The organism is Arthrobacter sp. N199823, assembly GCF_002929705.1.
GTDB lineage: Bacteria > Actinomycetota > Actinomycetes > Actinomycetales > Micrococcaceae > Specibacter.
The window spans coordinates 114070-131628 of the sequence record NZ_PJIN01000003.1; the positions used below are offsets into that span (position 1 = coordinate 114070).

16 protein-coding genes and 1 tRNA gene are annotated in these 17559 nt (G+C 62.4%); 8 read left to right on the plus strand and 9 right to left on the minus strand.

Features of this window, described 5'->3' with window-relative positions; translation table 11 throughout:
- The first annotated feature begins 50 nt into the window (after positions 1 to 50).
- Genes pstS through pstB form a run of 4 tightly spaced genes read left to right on the plus strand, consistent with a single transcriptional unit; the run spans position 51 to position 4059 of the window.
- The gene (pstS, locus tag CXQ93_RS07700; protein ID WP_104109880.1) at positions 51 to 1169 is read left to right on the plus strand and encodes a phosphate ABC transporter substrate-binding protein PstS; all 1119 of its coding nucleotides are present in this window, start codon (positions 51 to 53) and stop codon (positions 1167 to 1169) included.
- 31 nt (positions 1170 to 1200) lie between these two features.
- A complete protein-coding gene (gene pstC, locus CXQ93_RS07705; RefSeq protein WP_104109881.1) occupies positions 1201 to 2148 on the plus strand; it encodes a phosphate ABC transporter permease subunit PstC in 948 nt (315 codons plus the stop codon).
- Positions 2148 to 3254 (plus strand): phosphate ABC transporter permease PstA, encoded by a 1107-nt coding sequence (pstA, locus tag CXQ93_RS07710; protein ID WP_374953394.1) that lies wholly within the window; start codon positions 2148 to 2150, stop codon positions 3252 to 3254. Before pstC ends, pstA begins: the two co-directional genes overlap by 1 nt.
- Before the next feature lie 25 nt (positions 3255 to 3279).
- The gene (pstB, locus tag CXQ93_RS07715; protein WP_104109883.1) at positions 3280 to 4059 is read left to right on the plus strand and encodes a phosphate ABC transporter ATP-binding protein PstB; all 780 of its coding nucleotides are present in this window, start codon (positions 3280 to 3282) and stop codon (positions 4057 to 4059) included.
- A gap of 393 nt (positions 4060 to 4452) precedes the next feature.
- Here the strand turns inward: pstB and CXQ93_RS07720 are convergent, their stop codons facing one another.
- The 3 genes from CXQ93_RS07720 to CXQ93_RS07730 all read right to left on the minus strand — a co-directional run bounded on the left by CXQ93_RS07720 (position 4453) and on the right by CXQ93_RS07730 (position 6936).
- Complete coding sequence (locus tag CXQ93_RS07720; RefSeq protein WP_104109884.1) at positions 4453 to 5466, minus strand: inorganic phosphate transporter; 1014 nt, start codon at positions 5464 to 5466, stop codon at positions 4453 to 4455.
- 1 nt (position 5467) lies between these two features.
- The gene (locus tag CXQ93_RS07725; RefSeq protein ID WP_104109885.1) at positions 5468 to 6085 is read right to left on the minus strand and encodes a DUF47 domain-containing protein; all 618 of its coding nucleotides are present in this window, start codon (positions 6083 to 6085) and stop codon (positions 5468 to 5470) included.
- 203 nt (positions 6086 to 6288) lie between these two features.
- The gene (locus CXQ93_RS07730) at positions 6289 to 6936 is read right to left on the minus strand and encodes a hypothetical protein (RefSeq protein WP_104109886.1); all 648 of its coding nucleotides are present in this window, start codon (positions 6934 to 6936) and stop codon (positions 6289 to 6291) included.
- A gap of 204 nt (positions 6937 to 7140) precedes the next feature.
- Between CXQ93_RS07730 and CXQ93_RS07735 the strand changes: the two genes are divergently transcribed.
- From CXQ93_RS07735 to CXQ93_RS07750, 4 genes are all read left to right on the plus strand, one after another.
- Positions 7141 to 7213: transfer RNA gene (locus CXQ93_RS07735), tRNA-Lys, on the plus strand.
- Positions 7214 to 7378: 165 nt separating this feature from the next.
- On the plus strand, positions 7379 to 8212 hold the full coding sequence (locus CXQ93_RS07740; protein ID WP_104110283.1) for a hydroxymethylpyrimidine/phosphomethylpyrimidine kinase: 834 nt from the start codon (positions 7379 to 7381) through the stop codon (positions 8210 to 8212).
- A 63-nt stretch (positions 8213 to 8275) separates the two neighbouring features.
- Complete coding sequence (locus tag CXQ93_RS07745; RefSeq protein WP_104109887.1) at positions 8276 to 8611, plus strand: GNAT family N-acetyltransferase; 336 nt, start codon at positions 8276 to 8278, stop codon at positions 8609 to 8611.
- A complete protein-coding gene (locus CXQ93_RS07750; RefSeq protein WP_104109888.1) occupies positions 8612 to 9373 on the plus strand; it encodes an SDR family oxidoreductase in 762 nt (253 codons plus the stop codon).
- A 113-nt stretch (positions 9374 to 9486) separates the two neighbouring features.
- Here the strand turns inward: CXQ93_RS07750 and CXQ93_RS07755 are convergent, their stop codons facing one another.
- The 6 genes from CXQ93_RS07755 to CXQ93_RS07780 all read right to left on the minus strand — a co-directional run bounded on the left by CXQ93_RS07755 (position 9487) and on the right by CXQ93_RS07780 (position 17510).
- Positions 9487 to 11094: an MFS transporter gene (locus CXQ93_RS07755; RefSeq protein ID WP_104109889.1), complete on the minus strand. Its 1608-nt coding sequence runs from the start codon at positions 11092 to 11094 to the stop codon at positions 9487 to 9489.
- 504 nt (positions 11095 to 11598) lie between these two features.
- On the minus strand, positions 11599 to 11874 hold the full coding sequence (locus CXQ93_RS07760; RefSeq protein WP_104109890.1) for an HPr family phosphocarrier protein: 276 nt from the start codon (positions 11872 to 11874) through the stop codon (positions 11599 to 11601).
- 33 nt (positions 11875 to 11907) lie between these two features.
- Positions 11908 to 13620 (minus strand): phosphoenolpyruvate--protein phosphotransferase, encoded by a 1713-nt coding sequence (locus CXQ93_RS07765; protein ID WP_104109891.1) that lies wholly within the window; start codon positions 13618 to 13620, stop codon positions 11908 to 11910.
- A gap of 26 nt (positions 13621 to 13646) precedes the next feature.
- A complete protein-coding gene (locus CXQ93_RS07770; protein WP_104109892.1) occupies positions 13647 to 15761 on the minus strand; it encodes a fructose-specific PTS transporter subunit EIIC in 2115 nt (704 codons plus the stop codon).
- A 1-nt stretch (position 15762) separates the two neighbouring features.
- A complete protein-coding gene (locus CXQ93_RS07775; protein ID WP_104109893.1) occupies positions 15763 to 16725 on the minus strand; it encodes a 1-phosphofructokinase family hexose kinase in 963 nt (320 codons plus the stop codon).
- Positions 16722 to 17510 carry a DeoR/GlpR family DNA-binding transcription regulator gene (locus CXQ93_RS07780; protein ID WP_104109894.1) on the minus strand — a complete coding sequence of 263 codons (789 nt, stop codon included), beginning with the start codon at positions 17508 to 17510 and terminating at the stop codon, positions 16722 to 16724. Before CXQ93_RS07780 ends, CXQ93_RS07775 begins: the two co-directional genes overlap by 4 nt.
- Between the last annotated feature and the right edge of the window lie 49 nt (positions 17511 to 17559).

Here is a 17559-nt window from a genome sequence, read left to right on the forward strand (position 1 = left end):
TGTCTGAGTAGTAATGAATCGGCAATGCAACCCATCGAAGAGGTAAAAGCGTGAAGTCACTTCACATCGGCCGCGTGGCAGCAGTTCTCACCGTCGGCGTTTTGGCACTTTCAGCCTGCGGCACAGACAATGTTGTGACCCCCGGCAATGGCGGCACCAGCGCTGCAAACACGGGAGCATCCGTCACTGGAACTCTCACGGGTACGGGCGCCAGCTCCATCTCCGCGGCCATGGACGCCTGGAAGGCTGGCTTCGAGTCTGCCAACACCGATGCCAAGATCCAGTACTCACCCGAAGGCTCGGGTGCCGGACGTAAGGCTCTGATCGCCGGCGCCGTGCAGTTCGCAGGCTCTGACGCTTACCTGAAGGACGAAGAACTCGCCTCCGCCCAGGAGAAGTGCGGCCCCGACGGCGCCATCAACATTCCCTGGTACATCTCCCCGATCGCTGTGGCGTTCAACGTAGAGGGTGTCAAGGACCTCAAGCTTGACGCCGATACCATCGCCAAGATCTTCCGCGGCGACATCAAGAACTGGAACGACGCAGCCATCAAGGCAGCCAACCCGGATGCCACCCTCCCGGATCTGGCCATCACGCCCGTTCACCGCTCCGATAACTCGGGCACCACCGAAAACTTCACCGACTACTTGGCCGCAGCAGCGTCCACTGTCTGGACCGATAAGAAGTCCGGCGACTGGCCCACAGCACTGCCGGGCGAAAACGCCAAGGGTACTTCCGGCGTCGTCAAGACTGTCACCGAGACCGCTGGCGCCATCACGTACGCCGATGACTCCGCAGTTACCGACGCCCTGGGCAAGGTAGAGCTGAAGGTTGGCGACGCTTACGTGCCGGTCTCCGCAGAAGCTGCCGCTAAGGCTGTTGACGCAGCGACGGTTGTTGAAGGCCGCTCGGCAAACGATCTCTCCTTGAAGCTGGACCGCACCACCACCGTGGCTGGCGCCTACCCCGCCGTGTTGGTCTCCTACGGCGTATTCTGCGCTCACTACCCGGATGCCGCAACCACTGATCTGGTCAAGGCGTTTGGCACCTTCGTGCTCAGCGACGACGGACAGAAGCAGGCAGCAGACGCAGCCAAGAGCGCGCCGCTGTCCGCAGAACTGGCCGCCAAGGCCAAGAAGTCAATCGACTCCATCAGCGTCGCCAAATAAGCGCACGTAAGCGTCAATAGAAAGTACTAGATTGTCCACCACAAAGCTCGTACCTAAAGCGGGAGCTGGGCAGGCCGCGAAGGGTCGCATCGGAGATAAAGTTTTCTCCGGTGCGGCCCTCACCGCCGGCGCGCTCATTGTTGCCGTGCTCTTCGCGGTGGCCCTGTTCTTGATTGTTCAGGCGCTGCCCACCTTCGGCGCAGCACCTGCAGATATCACCGGCGGGGAGGGGTTCTTCTCCTACATCTTCCCGATCGTGATTGGCACGCTCATCGCCGCCACGATCGCCCTGCTCATCGCCACCCCCATCGGTGTGGCCGTAGCTCTGTTCATCTCGCACTACGCCCCTCGCAAACTTGCCAAGGGTTTGGGCTATGTGGTGGACCTTCTTGCCGCTATCCCCTCAGTCGTTTACGGTGCCTGGGGTGCTAGCTTCCTGGCTTCCTCACTCAAGGGGCCCTACGCCTGGCTGGCTGAGAACGCCGGCTGGATTCCCATTTTTGCCGGACCCGCATCCGGCACCGGCAAAACCATCCTGACGGCCGGCATTGTCCTGGCCGTCATGGTGTTGCCCATCATTGCCTCATTGACTCGGGAGATTTTCCTGCAGGCACCCATGCTGCACCAAGAAGCGGCGTTGGCATTGGGCGCCACCCGGTGGGAAATGATCCGCATGGCCGTTCTACCCTTCGCCCGTGGCGGCATTATCAGCGCCGTCATGCTGGGCCTTGGCCGTGCCCTCGGTGAGACCATGGCAGTGGCACTCGTCCTCTCGTCCGGACCGTTGATCGCTTCATTGATCCGCTCCGGCAACCAAACCATTGCCGCCGAAATTGCGCTCGACTTCCCTGAAGCATTTGGATTGCGCATGCATGAACTGATCGCTGCCGGCCTCGTGCTGTTCTTCATCACGCTGCTGGTCAATATGGTGGCCCGCTGGATCATCAACCGCCACAAAGAATTCTCGGGAGCCAACTGATGGCCACGCTCATGACCGAACGGAAGCGCTCCGCCTTAACCCGCGGCCGCTTGCCTCGCTACACCCCTTATGTGATTGCTGCTGCGGCCATTGTCATTGCCGCGGCGCTCATGTCCCTGATCGGCTTCAACGTCTTCGGCTGGGCAGTGCTCTCGGCAGTGCTGTTCGCCGCTGGAAACGTCATCAGTGCCGCCGTCGTGGAAGGCCGCCGCAAGGCCACCGACAAGTTCGCCACCTCACTGGTTGTTGGCGCTTTCCTCATCGCGTTGTTGCCTCTGGTCTCGGTCATCTGGACGGTGCTGGTCAACGGCGTTCCCGGACTGCTGAACCCTGGCTTCCTCAGCAGCTCAATGAACGGTGTGACGGGCGCCGTCGACAATGCATCGGTCAAAGACGGAACCCCCGTCATGGGCGGTGTCTACCACGCACTGGTGGGTTCAGTTCTGATCACCCTCTGGGCCACCATCATCTCGGTGCCGGTGGGTCTGCTTACCGCCATTTACCTGGTGGAGTACAGCGCCGACAACAAATTCTCCAAGGTCATCACCTTCCTGGTGGATGTCATGACTGGCATCCCCTCGATTGTGGCCGGCCTCTTCGCCGCAGCCTTCTTCGCCATGATCCTGGGCCCAGGAACCAAGACCGGGTTCGTGGCCGCTGTGGCGCTGTCCGTGCTCATGATTCCCGTGGTGGTCCGCTCCAGCGAGGAAATGCTCAAGATTGTTCCCAACGAGCTGCGCGAAGCCGCCTACGCATTGGGTGTCCGCAAATGGCGCACCATCGTCAAGGTGGTAATTCCGACGGCGATCTCCGGCATTGCATCCGGGGTCACCTTGGCCATTGCCCGCGTCATTGGCGAGACGGCGCCACTGCTGGTTACAGCAGGGTTTGCCAGCAGTATCAACATGAACGTTTTTGCCGGGTGGATGTCCTCCCTGCCCACGTTCATTTACACGCAGATCATGACGCCCACCTCGCCGTCGAACGCTGATCCGTCGACTCAGCGTGCCTGGGCCGCAGCCCTTCTGCTGATCATCCTCGTCATGCTTCTCAACCTTGGTGCCCGCCTGGTCGCCAGCCTCTTTGCGCCGAAGACCGGCCGCTAAATTCTTCTGAACGGAAACCCCCACCATGTCAAAACGCATTGACGTTAGTGATCTGAACGTTTACTACGGCGACTTCCGTGCCGTGGAGGACGTCAACATCACCATCGAAGCCAAGTCCGTCACGGCCTTCATTGGCCCGTCCGGCTGTGGCAAGTCCACCTTCCTGCGGACCCTGAACCGCATGCACGAGGTCATCCCCGGAGCTCGTGTTGAGGGCAAGGTGCTGCTCGACGGCGACAATCTCTACGCCGACGGCGTGGACCCAGTGACGGTTCGCAGCCAGATCGGCATGGTCTTTCAGCGCCCCAACCCGTTCCCCACCATGAGCATCCGCGACAATGTGCTGGCCGGCGTCAAACTCAACAGCCGCCGCATGCCCAAGTCCGACGCCGAGGCCCTCGTGGAAAAGTCGCTCCGCGGCGCCAACCTCTGGAACGAGGTCAAGGACCGCCTCGAGAAGCCCGGATCCGGCCTTTCCGGTGGCCAGCAGCAGCGCCTTTGCATTGCGCGCGCCATTGCCGTCTCACCCGAGGTGATCTTGATGGATGAGCCCTGCTCCGCCCTTGACCCGATCTCCACGCTCGCCATTGAGGATCTCATCAATGAGCTCAAGGACGAATACACCGTTGTGATCGTGACGCACAACATGCAGCAGGCGGCCCGCGTCTCCGACAAGACAGCGTTCTTCAACATTGCCGGAACCGGCAAGCCCGGCAAGCTCATCGAGTTCGCCGAGACGGCCACCATCTTCAACAACCCGTCCCAGAAGTCCACCGAAGATTACGTCTCCGGCCGCTTCGGATAGCCCCAGCCTCTCCCCATTCTCGTGCCTCGATTGGGGCCCCTCGAGACTGTGGGCCCACCCAATCTCCGGGGCGATGTTGCTGGAATCTGGCGAACGTGGGTCCACCACGTCTGGCAGGACAGCATTTCTTGCTCTTCCACGAACGACGGCGACACTCACCTCAGTGGTGACGGTCGCCGTCGTACTTTGTTAAGGAAGAATCATGCGGCTGTCGCCGCTGCTGCCGCCGAGTTGCCCGTATGCGCCGGAGTCAAATGTGGGTTCCGCGCATACTGAAAGTCTTGTTCTTTTATGCGTTGGACTCGCCATGAGTTCGGCGCAGAGTGCGTTATGCGCTGGATACAACAGGAGTTGAGCGCATACGGGACGCGGCTTGGAGAGGGTTGCCGGCGGCTAGGCTAGCGGGGAGAGTGCGAGGAAGAATACCGCCCCCAGAGCCACGCAGGCAATAGGTGTAAGGATCCAGGTGCCCGCGATCTTGGCCAACACCTTGCCATTGATGGCGGCGAAGCGTTGGTTCGCGCCGGCCCCGACAACGGCAGCGGTGATGGCGTGCGTGGTGGACAGCGGCATATGTAGGACAATCGCACCTATGAAGAGCAGCGCCGCACCGAGCATCTGGGCGACGGAGCCGCGGAGGGGATCTACTCGCACCAGGCGGTGGCCCAGGGTGTAGGAGATCCGCCAGCCACCAAATGCGGTGCCCAGTGCCAGCAGCACCGCGGTGAAGATGGGGACCCATATGGGTAGTTCGTCAGCACCAATGGAACCGGCGGCCAACAAGGCGAGCAGCACAACCGCCGTCGTGCGCTGACCATCTTGGAGGCCGTGGCCAAAAGCGACCACGGCGCCGGCTACTGACTGCATCTGCTGGGCCCTGCGATTGACCCTATGTGGGGCAGTGTTCCGTGCTGCCCACGTCGCCGGGTAGACGGCAAGGAAACCCAGCACAAATGCCACCACCGGGGAGATGAGAAGGGGTAGCAGGACCAGCGACCACATGGTGAAGTTGATGCTTTGCAATGTCTGGTGGCCCAAGATGGCAGAACCCAGGGACGCGCCGACGAGGCCGCTGATCAGCGCTTGTGTTGACGACGAGGGGAAGCCGCACCACCACATGTAAATACCCCATAAACAGGCGGAGATAACGGCGGCCAGCAGCAGGATCAGTCCCATCTGGCCGGTAGGGAAGTTCGTGAAGAGTTTGTCCGCAAAAATCGCCACAAACGCCACGCTCACTAGCGCGCCGAGGCAGTTGAACAGGCTGGCCAGCAGGACTGCAATGCTGGGTGTCAGGGCGCGGGTCCGGACAGAAAGTGCGACGGCGGCGGAGGCATCGCGGAAGCCGTTCAGGAACGCGAAAACTGCGGCCGTCACGATCACGGCACCGAGCAGGAACGCTACCAAGTCACGATTCCTTGACGATGATGCTGCCCACCTGTGTGGCCACCGTGCGCATCTGACGGCTGGCTGCTGCGAATTGGTCTGACAGGCTGCGGTACTTGGTAAACGTTGTGGCGCTGTGGGACTCCAGCAATTCTGCGACAACGACCCTGTGGGTGTGTTGGGCCCGCTTGGCCAGACGCAGCACTTCCAGCCAATAGTCCTCGAGTCCGTCTAGATCGTTGAGCGACTTCATGGCTGTGGAGGTCAGCTCGGCCTGGCGGGCGAGAATTTCCAGCTGATCGCTGATGCGGGTGGGGGTCCGGTCAAGGACGTAGAGCTCAATCAGTTCGCCAGCGCCTGTGAGGATTTCACTGGTTTCATTCAGCAGCTGGCCCAGTGTGTACAGGTCTTCACGGGGGAGCGGATTGATGAAGCTGGTGCGCATGTTGGTCAGGAGTGTGGCGAAGTCTGCCGTTGATTCCGCTTCTTGCTTGCGCAGCGATTGGGTCAAAGGGGTGAACCCGGTCCGGCCGGCACCCAATAGCTCAGCCAATGTTTGTGTGCCAGCCAAAATATGGTCTGACATGCGGGCCAATGCCTGCAGCCCTGCAGTCTCTTGGGGGAAAAGTCGCAACTTCACGGCGAGACCTTTGTTTAGCGGATTCCTTCGAACAACCGGGGATATTCAGGGCAGAAAAGTGGTGTCGAACCGGGAGCGCCTCTCGGCACTGGGCCGCTCTAGGCGGCTATAAAATGGAGCCCGGGGGTTCCACGGTTCGACACCGCTTTCAGTCTTCTACGTCCGGCCCCGGCTGTCAACTGGACACGGATTTGGTTGGGCTCTCAATCGAGCTCGCCGTTGCGCCACGCTTTAGCGGCGCCCTCGAGATCCTCTGCTGTACGCACCAGTTGGTGGGCTTTTTTAGTCAGGACCGAAGCGTGCTCGCCGTGGGCAGCCTCACGTTCGGTGGCGATGATGGCTTGCCCCAATGCCACCACGCGGCAAAACGCGGCTGAACGGTCCAGCGCCATGTCAAAGTCGCCGTCAAAGGCGCCAGAAAGAATGGCGTTGGCCATGATGGTGATTTCTTCGGCTCCTGGCGGCTCTGCAACACCGGCCACGGCATTGGCCGCTTGTGCCCGTTGCTGCCCGGCCCGAAAGAACACGCTGATGCCTTCGGGATCCTGCAACGTTGCTGCACGCAGGGCATAGAGGCGCCAGAGGGCGCCGGGGAGGGAACGCGCAGGGCTCGCCGCCCACAGTTCCGCGATGGCTTCGAGCCCCTGCTTGTCCGCCAGCTTCACGAGCCGTTTAGTCACGTCTGGATCGTTGCTCTCCCGGCCACCATGGACCAAGGCTCGGGCAGCAAGGTGGGCGGCCTCGGAGACGCGAGCTGGGTCGATGCCACCGGCGTAGTTCTCAAAGTCTGCAGGGGAGAACGGCACCGGCTTGTGCGGACGAGGGGCTTGGGAGGCTGGTCGATCATTCATGACACGACACTACTCCTGCCCGCCGGGCCGGGTCGAGAAGCAGGCCATGACACTGGGGAATCTGTGGCTGTCGGTCATCGCCGCACTCAACGTGAGGGACCCAAGCTGTGGCGCAATTGCATTCTGACGCATGGGGTGCGGTAGTCTGATATGCGTCAACTTTTGCAGAGGTGGTTTCATCGCTGTCCAGGTTGTCCACAGGTCGGGCCTTTAGCTCAGTTGGTAGAGCATCGGACTTTTAATCCGTGGGTCGCGGGTTCGAGCCCCGCAGGGCCCACCGACTTGAAAAATGCTGTTGTTTGACGGATTCGACATGGTTTGAAATATGTCATTTCCGTCAAACAACAGCATTTTTTTGTTTTCAGGCCCGCAAGCACCCCCGGGAAGCGTCCTCCAGTGCGCCAGCAGGGTCCAGAGCCGCCTGAAGTGGCAAGATAGTTCCATGACTATCAATGCCCCCGCCCTTGCACTGACCATCGCCGGATCCGAAGCGACAGGCGGTGCCGGTGCCCAAGCCGACCTCAAGACATTCCAGGAACTGGGCGTCTTCGGCATTGTGAACCTCACTTGCATCGTTTCCTTTGATCCCAAGGACAACTGGAACCACCGTTTTGTGCCGGTAGATCAGCAGGTTATTGCCGACCAGTTGGAAGCCACGACGGCGGCCTATGGTGCCGCTTCCGGCGCACCCACCACGCTGGACACGGTCAAGATCGGCATGATGGGCAGCCCTGCCACCATCACCACTGTTGAAACGGCGCTCAAGGGTGCAGCGTTCAAGAACGTGGTTCTGGACCCCGTACTGATTTGCAAGGGCCAGGAACCGGGCCATGCATTGGACACCGATCAGGCGCTGAAGGCCCAGATCCTGCCGTTGGCCACCTTCGTCACCCCCAACCACTTCGAGGCGGAGTCCCTCTCTGGCATGGTCATCAACAACGTTGAAGACCTCAAGGCTGCCGCCCGCAAGATCCATGAAATCTCCGGAGCAGCAGTCCTCGCCAAGGGTGGAGTGCGGCTGGAAGGCGATGACGCCGTCGACGTTTTCTTTGACGGCGAAACACTGGAAGTGCTCTCCGCACCAAAGGTTGGCGAGGTTGCAGTCTCAGGTGCCGGGTGCTCGCTCGCCGCAGCCGTGACAGCCGAGCTGGCCAAGGGCGCGACCCCTCTGGAAGCTGCGCGCACGGCGAAGGCTTTTGTTACCGAGGGCATCAAGAACCGCGTGACATCGGGCGCACCGTTCACCGCTTTGTGGCAGGGTGGCGCGCGCGGCTAAGCTGCCTGAAACGGGCAGCGGTCACCTGTTGCCACGGCCTGCCCGGTGTGCCAAGCTCACTTTATGAGTGTGAACGAAGCCTTGGAATCCGATCCTTTCGACGCCGCTGTGCGCATGGGCCGCAATGATGCCCGGCACCGCTACGAGTTGTTCGTTGCCGATGAATTGGCCGTGATCATCACGTTCGCGGACCTGCCCGGCCACATCGACCTCATCCATACTATTGGCCAGCCCGGATTTGAGGGGCAGGGCTTGGCCAAGGTGTTGGCGCGCTATGCCTTGGATGACGTGGTGGCCTCCGGTAAACGGATCATCCCGCACTGCAGCTACGTGGCGCGGTTCCTGGCCAAACATCCGGAACCGTACCTGCAGTACACCGATTTTCCGCAGGACGCCTAGATGGCCCGCCCCGTAGCGCTGATTACCGGCGCAACGTCAGGGCTGGGTGCTGAATTTGCCCAGCAACTTGGCCGCGCCCAGCATGATTTGGTGCTGGTCTCCCGTGACGCCGCCCGCCTCGAGGCCAAGGCAGTGCGCCTGCGCAATGACTTTGGCATTGATGTTCAGATCCTGCCCGCTGACTTAATTACGGACGACGGCGTTGCTTCCGTCAGCGCCCGGCTGGCCGACCCGGAGCGCCCCGTAGCGGTGCTGGTCAACAACGCCGGGTTCAGTCTGGTGAAGGCATTCGAGAAGAACTCCGTGGAAGAGGAAACGGCGCACCTGCGCATCTTGGCTCAGAGTCCCATGGAACTCACCCACGCAGTGCTGCCCGGAATGCTGGCCCGTGGTGCCGGGCGCATCATCAACGTCTCAAGCGTGTCAGCCTTTATCCCGCGCGGCACGTACGGCGCGGCCAAGGCATGGGGCGTCAGCTTCAGCCGATTCGCGAATCTGCGCTTTGGCCCACGTGGCGTCAAGGTGACAGCCGTGTGCCCTGGTTTTGTGCACACCGAATTCCATCAGCGCATGGGTGCAGATATGGGAGGCGTGAAGCCGTGGATGTGGCTCAACGCCGAACAAGTGGTGCGCGAGGGACTGGCCGACAACGCAGTGGGCAAGGCAGTTTCCATCCCGTCCCGGCGTTACGCCACGCTCATGGCGCTGGCCAGGCTGGTCCCTGACCGTGTGTCAGCAGCAGCAGGCAACCGCGGCCGCTGATTAAATCGACGGCGTGCCATGGTCTCGAGGGCCCTGAAATTTCGGGGGCACTCGCAACTATGGCACGCCGTCGCCAATGAACTCCTGGGATCTACCGTGGGAGCGGCTGGGGATTAGTCCTCGACGGATTCCGGCCGGCCCACGGTAACCGGGATGCCGGTGCCTGGGGTTGGCGGCTCATAGGATTCGTCGAAGGGCAGGTAATCCATGTCGAGCAACGGATTCTCGTCCTGCGACTTCACCAATTCCTGCGCTTCTTCCACAGTGGCCACGCTTGGCATGGAGCCAGGCAGGGGCTTCTGGGCTGATTCACGCAGGAAGTAGATGCCCACTGCGCCAATCGCGGACGTCACCATCAGATAGTAGGCAGGCATCATCTGATTGCCGGTAAGGGTGATCAGGCCCTTCATCACGAAGGGGGCGGTGCCGCCAAAGATCGCAACGGCAAAGTTGTAGGAGATGCCCATGCCGCCGTAACGGCTGGACGTTGGGAACAATGCCGGCAGCGCCGAGGCCAGGTTTGATACGTAGAACGTAACGGGGAAGGCGATCAAGGCCAGCCCCAGCAGTGTGGTCCAGACGGGACCCACGGCAATGAGCATAAAGGCGGGAATAGCCAGCACTACTGTGCTGATCGCACCGACCCACAGTACGGGACGTCGCCCGATTCTATCGGAGAGGCGGCCTGCCAAGGGGATACACACGGCCATGGCAACCAGAATGGGGATGGTGAGGATGGTTCCGTGTATCTCGTCGTAGCCCATGGAATCGGTCAAATAAGTTGGCATGTAGGACGTGAGCGCGTAGCCCGCGATGTTGGCTGCTGCCACAAGAACCATGGCGAGCAGGACTTGGCGCCAGTACACCTTGACCAAGTGGATCGGGCCGTTTGAGGTGCTCACGTCGCTGTCTGCAGCGGACTTGGACGCCTCCTCATTAGCGTCCAGAGTGGCCTGGAACTGGGGGGACTCTTCGATCTTCATGCGGAAGTAAATGGCAATCAATCCCAAGGGTCCCGCGATGAGGAACGGCACACGCCAACCCCACTGTTCCATGGCCTCCTGGCCCAGGGTCAACTGGAGCACGGAGACCGTTGCGGCACCGATGGCGAAGCCCATGTAGCTGCCCAGATCAAGGATGCTGGCAAAGTAACCGCGGCGCTTGTCCGGGGCATATTCACTGACGAAGGTGGTGGCACCTGCGTATTCACCGCCGGTGGAGAAGCCCTGAATAAGCTTGACCACAACAAGAAGCACTGCAGCCCAGATGCCGATTTGTGCATATCCGGGAAGGAGCCCGACGGCGAACGTCGAGGCCGCCATGACCATCAAGGTCGTGGCGAGCACCTTTTGGCGCCCAATTTTGTCTCCAAGCCAGCCGAACACCACGCCGCCGAGCGGGCGGGCCAAGAAGGTAGCCGCGAAGGTTCCCAGCAGGAACAAGGTCCGAACATCTGGGTCTGCCTCAGGCAGGAACACCGGGCCCATGGTGCCGATCAAGTATCCGAAGACACCGACGTCGTACCATTCCATGGTGTTTCCCACGACGGTGCCGCTAAGGGCTTTCTTGAGCATGGGCCCATCAACGACATTTACATCGTCGACGCCCAGTCTACGTTTTTTTAGTTTGGGCAAACGCGGCTTCTTAAGCTTCGTTTGCCGATGATCTGCGGTGTCCTTAACACCTGATTCCGGTTGAGTCATGCTTCGGTCTATGGGCATTTGTTGATCCCCTTAAGGAGTGCATTTGCTTGCGACTTTCTGCTGCATCGCTACGGGCAGACCTTAAATTCTAGCAGATGGCCCATTCTCAGCCATGACAGGGGGTGCTGTCAAGGCGCCAAAAACCCCGTTATCACGGCCCACAGAGGGTGCGATACGGGGTTTAGCGGAAGGGCGGAATCGCACTCTCCGAGTCACTTGGACCCCCGCTTGCGAGCGGTGGGAATGCGTGGCTGGGCCCACATTCGCGAGGGACCCGCTTGCGAGTGGTGGGAACGCGTGGATGGGCCCACGCGCCCGAGGGGCCCCAACAGAGGGACGAGGTTACAGTGTGCGTGGCTGGGCCCACATTCGCGAGGGACCCGCTACGAGTGGTGGGAACGCGTGGCTGGGCCCACGCGCCCGAGGGGCCCCAACCGAGGGACGAGGCTACAGTGTGCGTGGCTGGGCCCACATTTGCGAGGGACCCGCTGCGAGCTTGCGAGTGGGGGGAGCGGATGGGGACTAGGCGTCGTGGTTGGTCTCCAAAATGCTGACCAGCGAGTCCAAAGCAGCACCCACTGAGTCGTCATCGCTGCGCAGCACAACCGCTTCGCCGAACTCCATGCCCAAGCTCATCAGTGCCAGCATGCTGTCAGCATCAACCGCGTCCTCAATGGGGTCACCCGCACGCGCAATGGTCACCTCAGCGGCCAGCTCGCCGGCGGCTTCGGCAAAGATCGATGCCGGGCGAGCATGCAGTCCAACGGTGCTGGCAATGGTTGCGGTGCGTTCAATCATGGGTTCTCCTGAAAATAATGGTTAAAAGATGGATCAGAGGCCGAGTTCAGCGAGGTCTGGCAGCCCTGCCCGGACCAGCTCGCGAGCCTCGGCGGCAGAGGACGCCGACACCGCCCGGTAGGCCAATGCTGTGGCCGCCTCGCGGGTGACGGTGCGCAGCACGGCAGCCACGGCCGGCAGGGCACGTGGCGTCATGGATAGTGAGCTGACTCCCAACCCGGCAAGCACGACGGCGAGGGCCGGGTCCGCGGCTGACTCGCCACACACGCCAACAGGTTTGGGAGCGGCGACTTCCAGTGATGGGCTGTGTTTGGCTTGGGCAATAGCGCCTTCAACAGTTGCCTGGATCAAGGCCAGCACAGCCGGCTGCCAGGGATCATTCAGGGCGGCAAGCGGCCCCAACTGCCTGTCGGCCGCCATGGCGTACTGGGTGAGATCGTTGGTGCCCAAGCTGGCAAAATCAACGTGGTCCAGGATGTGCCGAGCGGTCAAGGCCGCGGACGGAACCTCAACCATGACTCCGGAGGTTGCGAGCCCGGCGGCGCTACACATGGCGGAAAAATCAGCGGCCTCTGCGGGCGTTGAAATCATGGGTGCCATAACCCAGACCAAGGCCCGGGTTTGGGATGCTGCATCAGCAATAGCGGCCAGCTGGCGGGCAAGGACGCCGGGGCTGGTGATGTCCGTGCGGTATCCCCGCACGCCCAAGGCGGGGTTCGGCTCGCTGCTGTCGGTCAGGAACGGAAGTGGCTTATCCGCCCCCGCATCTAGTGTCCGCACAACAACTTTCTTACCCGGGAAGGCCTCAAAAACGCCCTTGTAGGCGGCTACCTGGTCCTCATGGCTGGGCTCGCTGCTGTTGCCCAAGAAACAGAATTCGGTGCGAAGCAGTCCCACTCCCTGGGCTTTGGCCGCGGCGGCCTCTTGAGCATCCTTGGCTCCGCCAACATTGGCTAGGAGGGGGATCAGCGTGCCGTCGGACAGTTGACCTTCACCGTCAAAGACGCTGAGCAGTGAAGCCTTTTCCTGCCACACCGCAACGGCAGAATGCTCGGAATCGCCTGGTTCGGTGCTTACTGCCCCAGTGGAACCGTCCACAAACACCATTGCGCCCTCCGCAATCTCGGAGACACCGGCCGCTGCAACAACAGCCGGAAGCCCCAAACTGCGGGCAATGATGGCTGTGTGTGACTGGGGTCCGCCGCCCGCCGTGACCAGCGCAATGACCTTTGCGGGATCAAGGGTGGCCGTGTCGGCAGGGGCAAGATCGTCGGCAACCAGGATGAACGGTTCGGCTGAGTCAGGGATTTCCGGGGCGGGGACCCCGCGCAGCACGGCCACAATGCGTGAGCGCACATCCAACACATCATGCGAGCGTTCGGCCATGTAACCGCCCAAGTCAGTGAGCATCTGGGCCACCGAATCGCCGGCTTCCCAGATGGCCCGTTCCGGCGATGTGCCCGCTTTGACTAACTTGATGGCTGCCTTAATCAGCATGGGGTCGGTGGCCATCAGTGCCGTGGCCTCAAGGACCTCCTTACCAGCGCCTTCAGCCCGGCCAGCGCGCTCCAAAAGCATTGCCTTCACGCTTGCCCCGGCAGCCTTGAGGGCATCAGCGGCAGTCTCGGGCGTCGTCGAACTTTCCAAAGATGCACCCGCGGGAGGCTCTGCCAAGGAAGGCGGCATGTGATGGACGGGGCCAATGACGCGGCCCCGGAAGACGCCAACTCCAACAAAGCTTTGCACGGGTGCTCCTTCGAACGTCATGTCGCCTAGCTAGCCTGGCCTACAGGCTGCGTTGCTGCAAGGGTATCAACGGGCTTGCGGACAGCCCAGCGCTTCAGCGCAACCACCGAGAATGCGGCCACCACGGTGCCCAGCACGATGGACAGGGCGAACATGCCCAGATTGCCGATGGCGAAGAAGACGAAGAATCCGCCGTGGGGTGCCTGCGAGGTGACGTGGAAGGCCATGGTCAGTGCGCCGGTGAGGGCGCCGCCCAGCATGGAAGCCGGGATGACGCGCAGGGGATCGGCCGCGGCGAACGGGATGGCACCCTCGGAGATGAACGATGCCCCCAGCAGCCAGGCTGCTTTGCCATTCTCGCGCTCGGCCAGGGAGAAACGCTTCTTATCGATCACAGTGGCTAGGGCCATGGCGAGCGGTGGAACCATGCCTGCCGCCATGACGGTGGCCATGATTTCCCATGGTGCCTGGTTGGCAATGCTGCCGGCACCCAAACCGGCCACGGCGAAGGCGTAGGCCACCTTGTTGACCGGACCGCCCAGGTCGAAGCACATCATGAGGCCAAGGATGATGCCCAGCACGACGGCGGAGGCCCCGGACATTCCCGTCAACCAGTTGTTCAGTCCAACAGTGAGTGCGGCGATGGGGGCGCCAAGGAACAAGAGCATGGCACCGGAGGCGATGATGGATCCCAGGAGCGGGATGATGACCACGGGCATCAGGCCGCGCAGCCAGCGCGGGACCTTCCAGCTGCCGATCCAGTACGCGGCCAGGCCGGCCAGGATGCCGCCTACCAGGCCGCCGAGGAAGCCGGCTCCCATGAAGACGGCGATGGCACCGGCGGTGAAGCCGGGTGCGATGCCGGGGCGGTCGGCGATCCCGAAGGCAATGTAGCCTGCCAGCGCGGGGATCAGGAACGCCATGGAGAGGGCTCCGATCTTGAACGCAACGGCACCCAGGTAGGCACCGAACGGGCCCAAAGCCTGCTCGGGGTAGTCCGTGGGCAGATTGGCCAGGCTGTTGGAGGTGAGGATCTTGTCCGCGAAGTCGGGAATCTGGAAACCGCCCAGCAGGAAGCCCAGTGCGATCAGCAGACCTCCTCCGGCCACGAACGGGATCATGTAGCTGACGCCTGTCAGCAGGACCTTCTTGATCTTGGAACCCAGGCTTTCACCCGAGGCTGCGGCCTTCTGATCGGCCGCTTCTTCGGCACCAAAGTGCGGCACGCGGTGGGCGTTCGGGTTGTCGGACGCGGCCACGGCCTCCTGGATCATCTTGGCGGGCTCGTCGATTCCGCGCTTGACGGGTGAGCTCACCAGCGGCTTGCCAGCAAAACGCTCCTTGCCACGGACATCCACGTCAACAGCGAAAATTACGGCGTCAGCGGCAGCAATCACCGCCGGGTCCAGCGGCGTCACGGCGCCGGAACCCTGCGTCTCAACCTGCAGATCAACACCGGCTTCCTGAGCGGCGGCGACGAGTGAGTCGGCGGCCATGTAGGTGTGTGCAATGCCCGTGGGGCACGCCGTCACGGCAACAATCCGCTTGCGGCGGGGTGCTGCTGCCTCGGCTTCACCGGGAACGGCGGAACCGGCGATGGGGGGCCGGGTGTGGTCGGGCACCGCGGAGCGGGCGGGGCCCCCATCGCCGGTGGAGCCGGGGTCGGTCTGGGCCGTGGCCGGCTTTGGCTTGTCGGCAAGGGCATCCGCCACGAGGGCGACGATGTCGGCCGGGGTTGCCGCTGCGCGCAGGGCTGCCGTGAAGTCCTTCTTGATGAGGGAACGGGCCAGCTTGGAGAGCAGCTTGAGGTGTTCGTTATCGGCGCCGGCGGGGGCAGCGATGAAGAAGACGATGTCTGCCGGACCGTCCTTGGCACCAAAGTCCACGGCCGGGTTCAGGCGGGCCATGGCGAGGGTGGGTTCCAATACGGCTTCGGAGCGGCAATGCGGGATGGCAATGCCGCCGGGAACGCCGGTTGCGGTCTTTTGCTCACGGGCGAGGGCGTCGGCAAACAGGCCTTCGACCTCCGCCGCGCGGCCGGTCTTTGCAATGAGCTCCGCCAAGTTGCGGATGACGGAGGTGGTGTCAGTGCCGAGATTGGCGTCAAGAAGCACCAAATCATCGTTGATGAGGGTTGTCATGTCAGTTCTCTTCGGGTGGGGTCAGCGCCGTCACGGTGATGGCTGCGGGAGACGTTTGTGCAAGGGAAGGAACCATGGTTCCAGGGAGGGAAGCTGCGGCCGCGCCATGGGCCACCGCTTGCTGCAGGCATGCTTCGGGGGAGTCCCCGCGAAGATTTGCCAGAAGATATCCGGACAGTGCGGAATCGCCCGCGCCGACAGTGCTTTTTGCCTTGATGGCGGGTCCACGGCCGTGCCAGGTGCCGTTGTTGGTGGTCAGAACAGCGCCCTTGGAACCGAGCGTTGCCAGAACTGCCCCCACACCGCTTTGGAGCAGAGTAGCGGACGCGGCTGCTGCTGCACCCGGATCCGCCTCAAGCTCGGAGCCGTTGGAAAGACCTGTCAGTTCGGCCAGTTCTTCGCCATTGGGCTTGAGCAAATCAGGGGCCGCGCGCAAGCATTGGCGCAGCGGGGCACCGGAAGCGTCCACGGCAATCCGCGGCGCTCGCGGGCCATAGGCGGCACGAACCGCCTCGATCACCATGGCGTAGAAGTCGTCCGGCGCGCCCGGGGGGAGTGAACCGGCCAGAACGAGCCAGCCCGCGCCGTCGGACATCTTTACGGTCAGGTCAAGGAGGTCACGCAGGTGGGCCGAGGTGAGGACGGGGCCGGGCTCGTTGACCTTGGTGGTGGTGCCGTCGGGCTCGGTGATGGCCACATTGCTGCGTAGGGGTGCGCCAATCGGCATGGCCAGGTGCGGGATTTTTTCCAGTTCCAAGGCGAGGACGACGGCGTCACTTGCGTCCCCGGGCAACAGCGCCAGAGCCTCGATGCCGGAAGCGGTGAGGGCGCGGACAATGTTTACGCCCTTGCCGCCGGGATGCGCGGAGCAGGACGTTGCGCGCTGAACTTCGCCGCGCTGGAGTGGATCTGCCAACTCAATGGTGCGGTCCAGGCTGGGGTTGGGTGTCAAGGTGAGGATCATGCGATCACGACCTCGACGCCGGCGGCGGCCAAGGCGGCGGCAAGCTCGGCGGATGGTTCTGCGGTGGTGACCAAGGTATCGATCTCCTCGAGGGTTGCGAAGCGGACAAGAGTTTCGGTGCCGAGCTTGGAGGCGTCGGCCAGAACGATGACCTGCCGAGCGGCCCTGACCATGGCGGTCTTGGTGGCGGCTTCGACGGGATCGGGGGTGCTCAGGCCAAAGTCTGTGTGCAAGCCGTTGGTGCCGATGAAGGCGATGTCGGGGCGGAGGGCGCCGAGCTGTTCTGTGGCGCGAGCTCCGACGACAGCGCTGGTCAGGCCCCGTACGCGACCACCCACGATGTCCAACAGCAGGTGTGTGTTGGTGCTCAAGGTGGCGGCCATGGGGAGTGAATTGGTGATGACGAGTAGTTCGTCTCCGGTATTGACAGGGGTCCAGCTGGCCAGGCGTTCGGCCAGTGCGGCTGTGGTGGTCCCCGAGTCCAGCAGGATCGAAGCCCGCGGAACGTTAGGGATCAGAGCCAAGGCGGCCGTGGCGATGCGTTGCTTCTCATCCAAATGCTGAGACGCACGTTCGCTCAGGCTGAGCTCCGAGCGGGTCAGTCGATCAACGCTCACTGCGCCGCCGTGGACCCGACGGAGTTGGCCGGCTTCCTCCAGTGCCGCCAAGTCGCGGCGCACCGTCTCTTGGGTGATGGAAAAGAGCTCGGCCAAGTCATTGACGCCAACCCTGCCTTGGGCGCTGACGAGTTCGGCGATCCTGCTGTGCCGTTCCTCCGCGAACATTGTGCTTCCTTCCGATGACGGTCCGTGCGCCGAGCGCCGTGCTGATGCG

Bases quoted from the DNA above. Each gene is read 5' to 3' on its own strand.
- pstA (WP_374953394.1), top strand. From the start codon at position 2,148: ATGGCCACGCTCATGACCGAACGGAAGCGCTCCGCCTTAACCCGCGGC.
- pstB (WP_104109883.1), top strand. From the start codon at position 3,280: ATGTCAAAACGCATTGACGTTAGTGATCTGAACGTTTACTACGGCGAC.
- CXQ93_RS07730 (WP_104109886.1), bottom strand. From the start codon at position 6,936: ATGAATGATCGACCAGCCTCCCAAGCCCCTCGTCCGCACAAGCCGGTG.
- CXQ93_RS07740 (WP_104110283.1), top strand. From the start codon at position 7,379: ATGACTATCAATGCCCCCGCCCTTGCACTGACCATCGCCGGATCCGAA.
- CXQ93_RS07745 (WP_104109887.1), top strand. From the start codon at position 8,276: ATGAGTGTGAACGAAGCCTTGGAATCCGATCCTTTCGACGCCGCTGTG.
- CXQ93_RS07750 (WP_104109888.1), top strand. From the start codon at position 8,612: ATGGCCCGCCCCGTAGCGCTGATTACCGGCGCAACGTCAGGGCTGGGT.
- CXQ93_RS07755 (WP_104109889.1), bottom strand. From the start codon at position 11,094: ATGCCCATAGACCGAAGCATGACTCAACCGGAATCAGGTGTTAAGGAC.
- CXQ93_RS07760 (WP_104109890.1), bottom strand. From the start codon at position 11,874: ATGATTGAACGCACCGCAACCATTGCCAGCACCGTTGGACTGCATGCT.
- CXQ93_RS07770 (WP_104109892.1), bottom strand. From the start codon at position 15,761: ATGACAACCCTCATCAACGATGATTTGGTGCTTCTTGACGCCAATCTC.
- CXQ93_RS07775 (WP_104109893.1), bottom strand. From the start codon at position 16,725: ATGATCCTCACCTTGACACCCAACCCCAGCCTGGACCGCACCATTGAG.
- CXQ93_RS07780 (WP_104109894.1), bottom strand. From the start codon at position 17,510: ATGTTCGCGGAGGAACGGCACAGCAGGATCGCCGAACTCGTCAGCGCC.